The organism is Glutamicibacter sp., from assembly GCF_035257265.1.
Lineage (GTDB): Bacteria > Actinomycetota > Actinomycetes > Actinomycetales > Micrococcaceae > Glutamicibacter.
Window position 1 is genome coordinate 279,846 of sequence record NZ_DATEXC010000038.1, and the last position, 12,657, is coordinate 292,502.

Below are 12,657 nucleotides of genomic sequence, written 5' to 3' on the forward strand. Positions count from 1 at the left end.
AGAATTACGGGACTCATGGACGACATGGAAATGACACAGCTGATTGATTCTGATGAATTACAGGATTTCGGCTTTAACGGGGAAGAGCCAATGGGCGGTTCGAATTTTGTGGACGCGGCCTTTAATGCCATTCCGCTACTCACGGGAATATTTGCCGTGCTCTTTGTCCTTTTTGTTGGTTTCATCATTTACATCGCGGTTCGAAACTACAGGGCAACCAGAAAAGCGGGATTTGATCCGTTCACCCTGCAGACAGACTTGGCCACCCGACTGGCTCGCTCGCAGACGCTCGCTCCGAAGAAAACAACGGAGCAGAAACTATCCGAGTTAGACGACCTGCTTGCACGCGCAGTCATTTCCCACGAAGAATATACGCAGGCACGAAGTCAGGCACTGCGCGACTAGTTGTCCTCGCCCATTGACATCAAGTTACCGATTGGTAACAATGTAATGGTGTCTGAAAATCCAATCTCCGGCCCGGAAACCCCACGCCAAGAAGTAAATCATCCATGGCGGCGCTACGTTGCGCTGGGAGATTCGTTTACCGAAGGAATCGGTGACCCCGATCCCCACAATCCCGGCAGACACCGCGGCTGGGCAGACCGAGTTGCACAGCAACTGAGTACCACCGTTGCCGATTTCGCTTACGCAAATCTGGCCATTCGCGGGCGCTTGATCAACCAAATCGTAGCCGAGCAGCTCGAACCGGCCATCAACCTGAAACCTGATCTGATCAGCATTTGCGCCGGCGGAAACGATGTTATCCGGCCCGGTGGCGACCCAGATAAAATCGCAGAAAAGCTAGATCGAGCCATCAGTGAGTTACGCGTTACCGGGGCCACCATCGTCTTACTCACGGGACCTGACATTCGCGACACCCCGGTACTTGGCGGGATTCGCGGCAAGGTCGCAATTTACAACGAAAACGTCCGTGCCATTGCCCAGCGACATGACGCAGTCGTGGGAGATCTCTGGGCATTGAGCGAACTACGCCAAACACAAATGTGGGATCCGGACCGCTTGCACTTCTCCCCCGCCGGACACCAAGTGATCTCCGCGATGGTGCTAGATGCACTGAACGTTCCGCATGAACAAGTTATGGATGCGCAATTAGAACACGCAGCCAGAAGCTGGCGCGAAGCACGCATTGAAGACCTGCAATGGGCTCGCGAATATTTTGCCCCGTGGATCCTGCGCAGAATTCGCCACCAGTCTTCCGGCGACGGGATCAGCGCAAAGCGCCCGCTGCCCACGCCCTTCACCGTGCAGCCGCCGAATGTCTCGCTGGGTGCTGGAGATAGTGCTCCCGGACAAGACTAAACACGCAAAGCAAATGGGACATGGCTTGCTGCACCGATTACTGGTGCGACAATCCATGTCCCAAATGCATATGACTGCGTAGTTTTTAAGCCTTAGTCATCAAAGACTAGGGCGGTCAATACCGGGCCAAGCTGTTTGGCTTCCGTCAGGAAACCGTCATGGCCAATCGGCGAATCAATGAAATGCACCGGTTTTGGTTTCGGCAACGAAGCGGCGAGTTGTTCAGACTGCGCCGGGAAGTACAACCGGTCGCTGTTGACCGCGGCAACCACCACATTCACCTTAGCCAACCGCGCCAACGCCTCGCTAAGCGACCCATAACCACGCGCCACGTCATGGCTCATCAGGGCCTCGGTGAGTACCAGATAGCTATTCGCGTCAAAACGATGGACCAGCTTGGTCGCCTGGTGATCCAGATAGCTTTCCACCTGGTACCGGCCACGCCGGCCGTGCGTTGTGGCAAACGGCTGCTCGCCGGTCTGCGCATTACGCGCAAACCGTGCTTCGAGCTCGGCCTCCGAACGGTAGGTAATATGTGCCAGGCGTCGTGCCAGGCCCAGTCCGGCATCCGGACGCACACCGTTGGCGTAGTAATCGCCCTGCGCAAAGTTAGGATCCAGCCGAATCGCCTCGGTCTGCACCTGAGCAAAAGCAATCTGTTCTGCCGTAGCTTGTGCGCTTGATGCCATCACCACCACGTTCTTCACGAGGTCAGGGAATTCAACTGCCCACTCCAGAGCTCGCGCGCCACCCATTGAACCACCGATGACCGCATGCCAGGTGTGCACACCTAGCAGGGCAGCCAGGCGCGCTTCAAGGCGCACCGAATCCTTGATGGTGACAAAGGGGAAGCGTGAACCCCAAGCATTGCCCTGCTCGTCAAGCGAACTAGGTCCGGTAGATCCATTGCAACCACCGATAATGTTGATGGCTACGACAAAATACTTGTCGGTATCAACCGTTAGCCCGGGGCCGACAAAGTCTTCCCACCAGCCCGGGGTCTGGGAATCTCCGCGCGATACGTGCGCATCACCGGTCAACGCGTGCTTCACCAGCACCGCGTTACTCCCCTGCGCGTTAAGCTGACCCCATGTTTCGTAGGCCAACTCGATTTGCGGTAGGTAGCCACCGGTTTCGAAGGTGTACTCCCCCACGAACGCGCGACGCAAAATGCCGTCTTGTCCGTCGGTGAGTTCCTGCGATGGCAGAGTTTCTTCGGTAGTCACTATGGATGCCATGCCTAAAGAGTTTCCTGCAATTCCTGGCCAGAAAGCTGCTTGGTAGCAGCAAAACCAAGTTGCAGATCAGCGAGAATATCCTTGATGTTTTCAAGTCCCACACTCAACCGCACCAGGCCCGGACGCACACCGGCGGCCAGACGTTCCTCTTCGGTCAATTGTGCGTGGGTAGTCGACGCCGGGTGGATCACCAGCGAACGAACATCGCCGAGGTTCGCCACATTTGAATGTAGTTCTAACGCATCCACAAAAGCCTTGCCAGCTTCGGCGCCCCCGGCGATGTCGAAGGCAATAATTGCTCCGACACCATTTGGTGAATACTTCTGCCCGCGTTCAAACCATGGCGAGGAAGGCAGACCTGCGTAGGCGACCTTCTCAACCTGCTGTTGGCTTTCAAGCCAGGCGGCAACTTCCTTGGCATTTTGCACGTGACGCTCCATGCGCAGCGACAATGTCTCCAGGCCCTGCGCAATGAGGAAGGCGTTGAAAGGCGCAACCGCTGCGCCGAGGTCACGGAGCAACTGCACGCGCGCCTTCAGAATGTAGGCGAGGTTCGCGCCAAGAATTCCATCTACGCCTAAGTCCCGCGCGAACACCAAACCGTTGTAAGACTCATCCGGGGTATTGAAGTCCGGGAATCGTTCTGGATCCTTGGCAAAGTCGAAATTACCCGAATCTACGATGACCCCAGCAATGGCTGTGCCATGTCCGCCTAGGTACTTGGTGGCCGAGTGGATCACAATATCGGCACCCCATTCGATGGGACGAATCAGGTATGGGGTCGCCAAAGTGTTATCAACGAGCAGCGGAACACCGACCTCGTGGGCTATCTCAGAGATCCCCTCGATGTCCAAGATGTCCTGGCGTGGGTTGGAGACAACTTCTCCAAAGAAGGCTTTGGTATTTGGCTTGACCGCTGCACGCCACTGCTCCAAGTTATCTGGATCAGCAACGAAGCTGACCTCGATGCCAAGTTTGCGCAGGGTGTGCTTGAGCAGGTTCTGCGTTCCACCGTAGAGGCTTGGGCTGGCCACCAGGTGATCGCCGGCCTGCGCGAGGTTGAGGATGGCCAAGGTCGTGGCGGCTTGGCCGGAGGCAAGCAGCAACGCACCGATTCCGCCTTCTAGATCGGCGATCCGATTTTCAACGGCTTCCTGTGTTGGATTACCGATACGGGTGTAAATCGGCGCCAGTTCCTGCAGAGCGAATCGAGCTGCAGCGCTCTCTGCGTTGGGGAAGACAAAAGAAGTCGTCTGGTAGATCGGCAGGGCACGTGCACCGGTCACCGGATCTGGCTGCTGCCCAGCGTGGATCTGACGTGTTTCAAAAGACCAGTTATTACTCATGGTTTCCTCCATATAGCTTGTCGACTATGGGGGTACACCACTCAAAAACACATCGACGGCAAGTTCCTCGTCGAGGCGCTTTCGAAGGGGGTAACCCGCGCTTGTCCGCAACACATCGTGCTGCGGGCCAGGTCTTCACCCGGGGCACCCCACCGCGGTGGAGGGTTGCCGCCCAGTAAGCCGGGGCTTGTTACTGGGACTCATGACCTGACTCAAGTCTGCCCGATGGCCGAAGAATTTGGCAATATGAGATAGCTCAACGTGACTCAATCGGTCATATAGATCTTTAATGAAGAATTTTATGCAGACTGTTCGATCCCGCCATTACCACTTAGGGTCACCTAAGTCGAGACTGAGATCACATAGTGACATGATGGGGCACATGATGAGGCTAGATCACGTTAGTTACGCATGTGGCCCCGATGGGCTCATGCCAACCGCCGAAAGAATCTCCAAGACTTTGGGCCTGGAATTCGTCAAGGGGGGCGTACATCCGCGTTTTGGAACGCGGAATGTAATTTTCCCGCTCAAGCACAACCAGTACCTAGAAGTTGTTGAAGTTCTCAACCACCCTTCCAGCGACAAAGCACCGTTTGGGCAGGCGGTACGAGCCCGCTCCGAGCTTGGTGGCGGCTGGATGGGATGGTGTGTGTCTGTTGAAGACCTCTCCAGTGCCGAAGAACGGCTGGGGCGCAAATCCGTTCCGGGAAACCGAAAGTTCCCAGACGGCCGCGAACTCACCTGGCAGCAGGTTGGAATCAAGGGTCTGATCGCTGACCCGCAGGTCCCTTACCTCCTGCGTTGGGACGCTGGCACCGAGGATTTGCACCCGTCCAAGGCGCTAGAGCCTGTAGGTGCTATCCAAAGCATCACTATCGCTGGTTCCCGAGACCGCGTACTGGACTGGCTCGGTCAGCCCGAGAACGTCAATCTTGGCGCAGTGAGCATGGAATACGAAGCACCTAACGGCACTCCAGGCATCTTGTCGGTCACCTTTGAAACCGACAATGGTTTGGTCACGCTATAACAAAGAACGTTAAAATAAAGGGTAGGTGCGGACAGCAACGTCCTCGCCTGCCCTTTATCGTTCCAACTACTCAAGTCGCTTACCCAGGACCACTACATCTTGAGCTTCGCAGCCCAGTCGCTCGTAGAATCCGATCACATCAGTGTTTTCGGTCCGCACCATGAGCTGCACTTTGGGCGCACCTTGTTCAGCAAGCCAACGCGACGCAGCTTCGATGATCTGCTGCCCAAAGCCTTGGCCCTGCATGTCGGGGTGGACCGCCACGTAATATAGCCAGCCCCGGTGACCATCAAACCCAACCATGGCAGTAGCTACCAGTCTTTGCTCATGATGCCCCGCAAAACCGTAGAGCTAAGGATGCTGCTTAGCACGTGCCCGTCGTCTGACTGCGCATACAGCATCAATAACGGGCCGATGGAACAATGATTTCCTGGCGTTTGAAAAAGATGGATGATGAGTTCCCTCACTGGCAAAGTCGCATGTGTATTTACTTCGACGAAGGACGCGAATGATCGAGACTAGGCCATATTTAGGGCTATTGAGAGTTCACCCCTCTGAGGCTTACGATTAGGCTCTCATTGAACTGCCTTTGGGGAGGTAGCCGTGCCGATCGCAGTAGTCCTCGCAATGTCCGAAACAACGCAGACGGTGTTGTTGATCGGTGGGATTATTCTTGGCGCCATAGTGGTTTTCGGGCTGTCGCTATTTTTCTGGATTTTCGTTTTGAAGATCATGTTCTGGCGCTGGTGGACAGGCGTACTGTCACTGGCCGCCATGGTGATGCTGTTCGTTACCGAAGTTATCTCTGTACGGGGGATATTCAGGTTCTTTGCAGACAACTGGACTAGCGTGCCTGTCCTCGTGTTAGCACTGTTACTTCTCGCTGCTCCCGTCGGCCTTGTGATGATTTTCCTTGGAGGAGGCAGTAGTAATAACTCTATCGACGCTGGAGGATATTGCCCATCTTGCGGTGGAGCTGGTCATCCGACAGGGTGTTCCAGATGCGGATTAACTTCGTGAAAATAGCCATATCAATTATCTCTCCAATGGGCTTGATGGGATAGTCCGCCCTCCGTTTCCTCTCCTTCTGGCGACTTTTACCGGCTCCATGCGAGGGTTTTCAATGTCTTTGCGCAGGACGATGCTACTAGGTAATCCTCGAAGAGGGTGCGTGCGTTTTGCGTTCTGAGGTCCAATGGTTTTGAGATCGGATTAATCAGCCATGCGGGCTGCTCGCGGAAAACTAGTCCACCGTCATTTGTACTGTGTTGCACCAACGCTAAGCTTCCTTTGTGCAGCATTCTGTCCAGTTTGTAGCCTTGGGACCCGTCGTCGCAGACATTGTGGATCGCAATGCATGATGGTCATTTCATTGGTGCGCGCACTGCACACGATATACCGCGAAATCCTCGAATCCAGGAATGCATATGCATCTCGGGAAAAATATCTCGCCGTCGGCCGCTCCCTTACGCCAAGCCCGTAGTGACGGTAATCAACTTTTCACAAGCAACTTCAAGGTATCTCTCTATAGCTAATGAGTGACACTAGGACGGCCACGACCTCAAACGCCGGTTCCAAGTGAAAGTGCCATTCTTATATATACAATTCAGTCCAAGAGGTCTCCGAATAACGTGTCGGAATCGTCTCGGAGCCGATCGCACAATCCTCGGCTTCACGAAGCGGACAGTTCCGCGGCTAGCGGCGTTTGGCTGGTCCTAGACCCGTGTGGGTTTTGATGGCTCATAAACCGTAGAATTCGCTAAGTCCTGATTTTTGAAGAATCATCGGCTAGATTGTGATGCGATAGTAATGACCCCGGATCGCTGATCCGGGGTCATTTTCATTCGATAATGGGACATTGCGCCTATTTGGGGGTTAGACGCAGCGCACACCACTTTCAGTTCCTACTTGGGGGAAAGGAACTGATCTTCCCAGTGCGGTGTAATCCCACGCTAACAGTAAAAAAGCCAAATGGGAGTTCGGGTCGTAAAAATTACCGTTAAATTGCAAGCTGCTGGAGCCGTGAAGCCAATAATCAAGCGAACTCTTTTTCGGTCAAGATAATGACCGACTTGATCCGCCGGCGAAAGCGTCACCGGACGGTGACTGAACCGCGCAGGGTTTTTCCTACAATAACTGTGTAAGGCCGCATCTCGAACACCCCAGATATCCACCCATAACCCATCAAGGGCCCGAACAAGGGGAAACTACGTAATCCGGGATGCTTGTGCGCCGTGTTGTAGAATGGCACGAGTCAATATAGTCCTATGCCGTTCCAGGGTTGGCTTGCGCAGGAATGAAATATCCGACGCTAGAATTTTGCCGCGCGCCATCAGAGCCGGTTTTTGACTAAATGAGCGGTAGCAACCAACTGTATGCGTGAGGCGGGATGGTTCATCAGAACTCATCGATGCATTGAGTTTTCAGAGTGGATTCCCTCGGCAACATCGTATCTTTCGTCTTCCCGACCGACACCGCGACATCTATATGGCCCGGCGGGCCAAATCTCCACAGCTGATCACCGAGCCACCCGGCGTCTTCAACACCGCGACGGGAAGTTGTGCTTTTATAACAACAATGCCGCCGGCCGGGGGCATCAGGACTCAACGACGACCGCATCATACTAATTGATCTTAAACAACGGTAGAAAGTTCGGTACGGGTCCCGTAAAGCACATCCGAATCGTGGAAAATAACCACTAATGGATTCTCAGGAATAGCATTTCAGTCTAGTGACGTCGGCCGGGGCGAGCACATGTTCTGGTTCCCAGTAGCGGTGATTTTGATCCTGCGGTCGCGGCGATTGAAGCTCATATTGGTAGATGGATATTTGGTCTCAAGACCGGACCGTTCAGCGACCGTTCTTGAAAAACTAGAGTCATACTTTTGGTTCGATATCAATACTGCGGCGCAAAGACATTGAAATCTGAGATATGTTACCTGTATTCGTCAAATTGCTGATTTCAATTATATGAATGGCGATCAACTGGAGGTACCTTGTTAGAAGTGCCGAGGGGTTAACACGGATCGTGGGGACGATTTGCGTTGCAAACGTTCATCTATGGGGATAGGTGAACTGCCCGGACACCAAACGCGAATCCCGCTCTCCCTAGGAGGGCGGGATTCTCATTGCTCGCAGCAATGCACGGCTGCGAGCTTGCTGGTTTTCTACCGCGAAACGATGTTGCTTTCGAATACTTTGGAAGTTGTACTGCTCTGAGCAACGAAGATGCTTCTTTGCTCCTCATTATTTGCGCTGCCCGTTGATGACTTCCGCGGGATGCCAGCGCGAATCTGTCACCCGTAGCCCGGAGGTCTGGATTTCGATTCGTCGCTGAACACCAGCATTCATCGTAGCCTTTAAAGATCCACGCCCGCCTCCAGTAACTACGGTCGAACCTAGCTTAATTCTCTGGTGCATAAACCGATCAAACCCCGGGCTTTTTGTATTAGGTAGTATCTACAGCCTCGCTCGGCCGACCCTTCGTCCTGATCGTTCGATCGCGCGTGCGATCACTAACTTACCGCGGCACCGCGTTCAGTAACTCCCGGTTTTCCTTTGTCTCCAAGATAGGTTTCAGCCATTTCGACGTTTCCACTCGACAACTCATGATGACTATTGCTCATGATCGTTCGGAAATTTTCAAGCATCGTCCAACGGCTTTGGTAACTGCCTAGGACGGTGGTTCTTTGTAAATTCAGCGCCGAGAATCCTTGTTTTGATACGGTCTTCAGCCAAGCCGCTTTAAACCGTATCGTCCGAGGTGTTCGATTACGAAGAAATATGGTTCCTGACGCAGGACTGAATGGATGTCCACTGTCAGAGCAAAGATGGATTCCTACTAGATCTGCCCAGTCCCCGATATTGAAGTATTTTGAGCAGAAGAAGCCTGCCGGCCAGCGCAACCAGTCAAGATATTCGGCATAGTCGACATCTGCGGGAAACCACGAGCGGAATTGAGCCAGTGATGCTGGCTAGTCTTTTCCGGCCATCGACGAAGTCCGCATGCGTCAAACGATACGCGTACCTCGCCGGGATTACGGTTATCCAGTAGATTGTCCTTTTGTAGAATTATCCTCAGTTCCCTCCTATGCTCTAGGGCCGAATGAAGTTAAATTCTAGTTTAATAGGCCAGAGAAAGTTTTGGGGTTGGTCAGCCCACGACATCTTGGTCGCCTTGCGCAGTTTTCGATAAGAATGAGAAGGTCGTTAGGACGTTCAAGCGCCAAACGGTCAAAGTCGTTTCAGCACGCATTGCGTATTTGCGACGTGGCGAAAACAAATTTATCAAAGGTCAGAACACAGGACTTGGGTATCGCCTTATCAAAGCCGGGCATATTTGAATTTGAAGCACGCTGTTGCAAGGTTCCCGAGCTCACCTGACCGCTTCCAAGTATGCAGTTAGTAATACGAACTCTCACGGGCCCCTTGGCACCCACCAAAGTAACGTGGGTGAGTACCACGCACCCCATAATTTGAAAATATTTGCATTTTGTCAATTTAAAAGTTTCTGAGTTGATAAAGCTTTATAACAAGAAGCCTTTGCTTTGATTAATCAGATTTCCGACTCGTACATTTTAGTACGTTACAGGAGTACAAATGGTTGTGAAAACTCCCGTCAGCCAGCGCTCCAAGGGCCCGCACAAGTCAGTCTAGCCACTCAATATATCGATGCTCCGCACCCGTCTGCTTCCACTGCAAAGCCCAAGATTGGGTGTAAACAGTGAAACACTCTGTGTGATTTGACGGCCTGAGTTGCAGTAGTTAATATTTCCCGTCTACCTTTACCCTGATGATAAGGAAATCGGACCATGGCCACAGATTATGATGAAGCGCGTCCCGACGTAGCCGAAGCATCGGAAAAAAGCTTAAAGACGTTCAGAGAATAGACGCCCCCACTGCGAAGAGCGTCAATACGGAACTCGATGAGACAGATGTCTCTGATGGGTTAGAGCTTCCCGGTGCGATTGTGGATGAGGAACTCTCCGTAGAGGTCATCCCCCACGGCGAGGATGAATTTGTTTGCGTGGAATGCTTCACTATCCGGCATCGGAGCCAGGCCGAGGAAAGGACCAAGACGGGCGTCATTTGCCGCGATTGCGTTCTTGGATACGCCTAAAAATTCGCCGCAACAACAGGGACCAGACTAGATTCCGTTATGAGGATTCCCTGCACGCAGGTGTTTTGGATCTGAATGCGTCCGTTTACTCGAGAGACCATATCCTGGAACCGACCGGAAAGCTGTTCTACGCAAGTGTGAGCGTGCGGAACGGAGAGGCACCGACTCCTATCGATCGCTTGCTGTTTCTTGTCCACGCGTGCGTATGACATACCAAAAACAGGCCGCGGCAGTAACCGTCAATCCTACTGCCCACCAGGGGAAGCCTACAGAATCCACATTTTTCCCTGCGCTGGGAGGGGTCGGGGTGACACGTTCGGCAGTCACGATGATGCGGTGAGAGTTCACGCCTAAAGGCGTGCAGGTAACCAACGATATGAGGTCCACACCCGATTGTGGTCGCAGCAGTGCAGTCTCGGTGGGAAGAACTACGGAACTATCCGTAACCCGGTAAACGAGCGTCTGGCCAAAGACATCGATCTCGATCTCATCGCCAACTTCGACCTTGTCAAGATCGGTGAACATCGCAGCTTGAGGTAACCCGCGGTGGCCAGTCATGACGGCGTGGGTTCCTAGACCTCCCACTGGAAGTGCGGTCCCTTCAAGATGGCCGGCGCCTTCCAATAGAACGTCTTCTGCGGTTCCGTGGTAAACCGGTACTTTCAAGTCGATGGTGGGGATGCGCAACCGCGCCATGAGCCCGTCATCGTTCGGGTCCAAGAGATTCCAGTAGGGATCGTCAGTTTTCTGCGTGTGCTTTTGGACTGCTGCGAACGGATCAACAATTCGTGTGCCATCTGCCAAGGAGGAGTTGTATTCCTGTGCGTGGCTTAGCTCTTCTTGCTTAATAAATGGGCTGAGAGAATCGGTGACGTCCACATAACGGTCGGTCTGCTTTGTCTGCTCTAACGCGGAGACCCAGGAAGCCGCCGAGGGATAGAAGGCAACGCAACTTCCAAGGAATACCAAACAAGCAATCAACACCGAAAAGAGCTGCACTCTTCGCCGTGCTACGTGCCGGCCGATAAGCTTTGGCGCAGTCTTCAAACCCATGTCCTAGCCTTTCGTCCGGAAGAGTGCATGCTGATCAATGATTTCATAAATAAGGGGGCCTCCCAGTACCGCTGGCCGCGGCCGGGAGGCCCCCTGAATCATGCTTAGATGCTAGTTTGCCTGGGAACGGCGTTTGCGGGCAGTAGCCAGCAAAATACCGCCAGCGACGAGCACTAGGCCGGCGCCCACGAAGATCGCAGTTCCAGTGCTACCGGTCAGTGGCAGCTGGAAAGGAGGCACCTGGTCATTGGAAACCGAAACTTGGGCGGCCTGAGCCAGCGAGCCTTCGTTCACAGTGACTGCAATAGGAGCTGCATCGAGCTTGTAGCCGAGAGGCGCCTTAGTCTCCACCAGCTCGTACGTTCCTGCCTTGAGCCCGTTGATTGTGAACGTGCCATCGGCTCCGGTGGTGAATGTATCGTTGCTGTCGGTGACGTCCTGCAGCGGCCCTGTGGTCCGCCCGCCTTCGGCGTTCACTGCGTAGAGCTGGAACTCTGCACCAGTGAGGAAAAGGCTCTCGTCTTCCGCCGCGTACTTCTGCAGCTGCAAGGCACCCCACGAAGACTTGACGGTGTTGGAATCGTAACCGGATTCAGGGTCGTTGACGTAGATCTGGCCCTGGTTGGTGATCGCGCCGTTGCCCAAGGACTGAACGGTGGTCGCCATATTCACGGTAATAATGTTGCCCTGTACGGCACGCAGCTTAGTCAGGCCCGCAGCGGTGAAGGAAAGCTCGAACTGCTGACCGGTCGCACCGATTGTGTAGTCTCCTGCGACAAGGTTCGCTCCGGCCACCGTAACGGTTGCCGACTCAAACTGAAGGCGGCTGTCCAAGGTATCTGAGATGCCAAATGCGGTCATCGGCTGCGAAGCCGGCACCGACGGAACACGGGCGGTGAAGCTGAAGTTCACGGGGTCGCCAATAACGTAAGCTGCAGAGTCATCAACGGTCTTTTCCAAGCCCGTGACGGTGTTCTTAGGGTAGACGTTTACGTCGTAGAGCCAGTCGTTATCCACGGCTAACGGCATGGTTACCAGGAAAGGTTCGCCCTGGACGGGGATATTGTTTTCACCCACACTGGATTCGGTGACCAAGTACAGGCCCACCGGCAGACCGGCAAAGCCAGCGATGCCGTTAGCTCCGGTAACTTGCGAACGCTCAGTACCTGCACGCAGGTTGGACTGAGCCTGAGCAACGGTGTAGTTTTCCAGTCCCTGCCATGAAGCGTCATCAGTGAGGTCGATATCAACCTGCTGAGCGGTGAACGTCACTCCAGAAATCGGCGTCAACCCGCTGGTGTCTATCGCGGTGCCGTTGTTGTCCAGCCCAGTCGGGGTGGTCGGTTCTTCGAACTTATGCACGGTGATCGAACCGGTCGCATCAGGATCGATGTTCTGCGCTGCGGAAGCAGGAATAGCCGCGGTCAAAACCAGCGACGTCCCCGCCAGCAGTGCACCCAGGCTGACCGCAATGCGGCGGAGTCCGCGCGATGCGCGGCGGGTGGTCAAGGACATGATGTCCCTTTCTTCTTGTGATGAATCATTGATGAGGCA

At 54.0% G+C, this 12,657-nt stretch carries 10 protein-coding genes and 1 riboswitch; of the genes, 5 read left to right on the plus strand and 5 right to left on the minus strand.

The genetic code is table 11. The features are described from left to right. The first annotated feature begins 30 nt into the window (after nt 1-30). Both VJ369_RS10125 and VJ369_RS10130 read left to right on the plus strand, forming a co-directional pair. Nucleotides 31-405, plus strand: a complete 375-nt coding sequence (locus VJ369_RS10125; protein WP_324091943.1) for an SHOCT domain-containing protein — start codon at nt 31-33, stop codon at nt 403-405. A gap of 45 nt (nt 406-450) precedes the next feature. Next, nucleotides 451-1,320 carry an SGNH/GDSL hydrolase family protein gene (locus VJ369_RS10130; protein ID WP_324091944.1) on the plus strand — a complete coding sequence of 290 codons (870 nt, stop codon included), beginning with the start codon at nt 451-453 and terminating at the stop codon, nt 1,318-1,320. Between the two features lie 92 nt (nt 1,321-1,412). On the opposite strand, the gene metX is transcribed toward VJ369_RS10130, so the two are convergent. Then, the gene (metX, locus tag VJ369_RS10135) at nt 1,413-2,558 is read right to left on the minus strand and encodes a homoserine O-acetyltransferase MetX (RefSeq protein ID WP_324091945.1); all 1,146 of its coding nucleotides are present in this window, start codon (nt 2,556-2,558) and stop codon (nt 1,413-1,415) included. Between the two features lie 2 nt (nt 2,559-2,560). Then, nucleotides 2,561-3,904 carry a bifunctional o-acetylhomoserine/o-acetylserine sulfhydrylase gene (locus VJ369_RS10140; protein WP_324091946.1) on the minus strand — a complete coding sequence of 448 codons (1,344 nt, stop codon included), beginning with the start codon at nt 3,902-3,904 and terminating at the stop codon, nt 2,561-2,563. 92 nt (nt 3,905-3,996) lie between these two features. Then, nucleotides 3,997-4,112, minus strand: a riboswitch (SAM riboswitch). 174 nt (nt 4,113-4,286) lie between these two features. Between VJ369_RS10140 and VJ369_RS10145 the strand changes: the two genes are divergently transcribed. Then, the gene (locus tag VJ369_RS10145; protein WP_105678712.1) at nt 4,287-4,931 is read left to right on the plus strand and encodes a VOC family protein; all 645 of its coding nucleotides are present in this window, start codon (nt 4,287-4,289) and stop codon (nt 4,929-4,931) included. A 66-nt stretch (nt 4,932-4,997) separates the two neighbouring features. On the opposite strand, the gene VJ369_RS10150 is transcribed toward VJ369_RS10145, so the two are convergent. Then, nucleotides 4,998-5,249: a GNAT family N-acetyltransferase gene (locus tag VJ369_RS10150; RefSeq protein ID WP_324092101.1), complete on the minus strand. Its 252-nt coding sequence runs from the start codon at nt 5,247-5,249 to the stop codon at nt 4,998-5,000. A 309-nt stretch (nt 5,250-5,558) separates the two neighbouring features. Here VJ369_RS10150 and VJ369_RS10155 point away from each other — a divergent pair, with 309 nt between their 5' ends. Together VJ369_RS10155 and VJ369_RS10160 are read left to right on the plus strand one after the other, a co-directional pair. Then, nucleotides 5,559-5,951, plus strand: coding sequence for a hypothetical protein (locus VJ369_RS10155; RefSeq protein WP_324091947.1), 393 nt, complete (start codon nt 5,559-5,561; stop codon nt 5,949-5,951). 3,865 nt (nt 5,952-9,816) lie between these two features. Further along, on the plus strand, nt 9,817-10,050 hold the full coding sequence (locus VJ369_RS10160) for a DUF4193 family protein (RefSeq protein WP_414652648.1): 234 nt from the start codon (nt 9,817-9,819) through the stop codon (nt 10,048-10,050). A 168-nt stretch (nt 10,051-10,218) separates the two neighbouring features. Here VJ369_RS10160 and VJ369_RS10165 read toward each other — a convergent pair whose 3' ends face one another. Continuing rightward, nucleotides 10,219-11,103 carry a class C sortase gene (locus VJ369_RS10165; RefSeq protein WP_324091948.1) on the minus strand — a complete coding sequence of 295 codons (885 nt, stop codon included), beginning with the start codon at nt 11,101-11,103 and terminating at the stop codon, nt 10,219-10,221. 111 nt (nt 11,104-11,214) lie between these two features. Beyond that, nucleotides 11,215-12,618, minus strand: a complete 1,404-nt coding sequence (locus tag VJ369_RS10170; RefSeq protein WP_324091949.1) for a SpaH/EbpB family LPXTG-anchored major pilin — start codon at nt 12,616-12,618, stop codon at nt 11,215-11,217. Nucleotides 12,619-12,657: the final 39 nt, after the last annotated feature.

Excerpts from the sequence above, each read along its gene's own strand:
- VJ369_RS10125 (WP_324091943.1), top strand. The coding sequence starts at position 31 with ATGACACAGCTGATTGATTCTGATGAATTACAGGATTTCGGCTTTAAC.
- VJ369_RS10130 (WP_324091944.1), top strand. The coding sequence starts at position 451 with ATGGTGTCTGAAAATCCAATCTCCGGCCCGGAAACCCCACGCCAAGAA.
- metX (WP_324091945.1), bottom strand. The coding sequence starts at position 2,558 with ATGGCATCCATAGTGACTACCGAAGAAACTCTGCCATCGCAGGAACTC.
- VJ369_RS10140 (WP_324091946.1), bottom strand. The coding sequence starts at position 3,904 with ATGAGTAATAACTGGTCTTTTGAAACACGTCAGATCCACGCTGGGCAG.
- VJ369_RS10145 (WP_105678712.1), top strand. The coding sequence starts at position 4,287 with ATGATGAGGCTAGATCACGTTAGTTACGCATGTGGCCCCGATGGGCTC.
- VJ369_RS10155 (WP_324091947.1), top strand. The coding sequence starts at position 5,559 with ATGTCCGAAACAACGCAGACGGTGTTGTTGATCGGTGGGATTATTCTT.
- VJ369_RS10165 (WP_324091948.1), bottom strand. The coding sequence starts at position 11,103 with ATGGGTTTGAAGACTGCGCCAAAGCTTATCGGCCGGCACGTAGCACGG.
- VJ369_RS10170 (WP_324091949.1), bottom strand. The coding sequence starts at position 12,618 with ATGTCCTTGACCACCCGCCGCGCATCGCGCGGACTCCGCCGCATTGCG.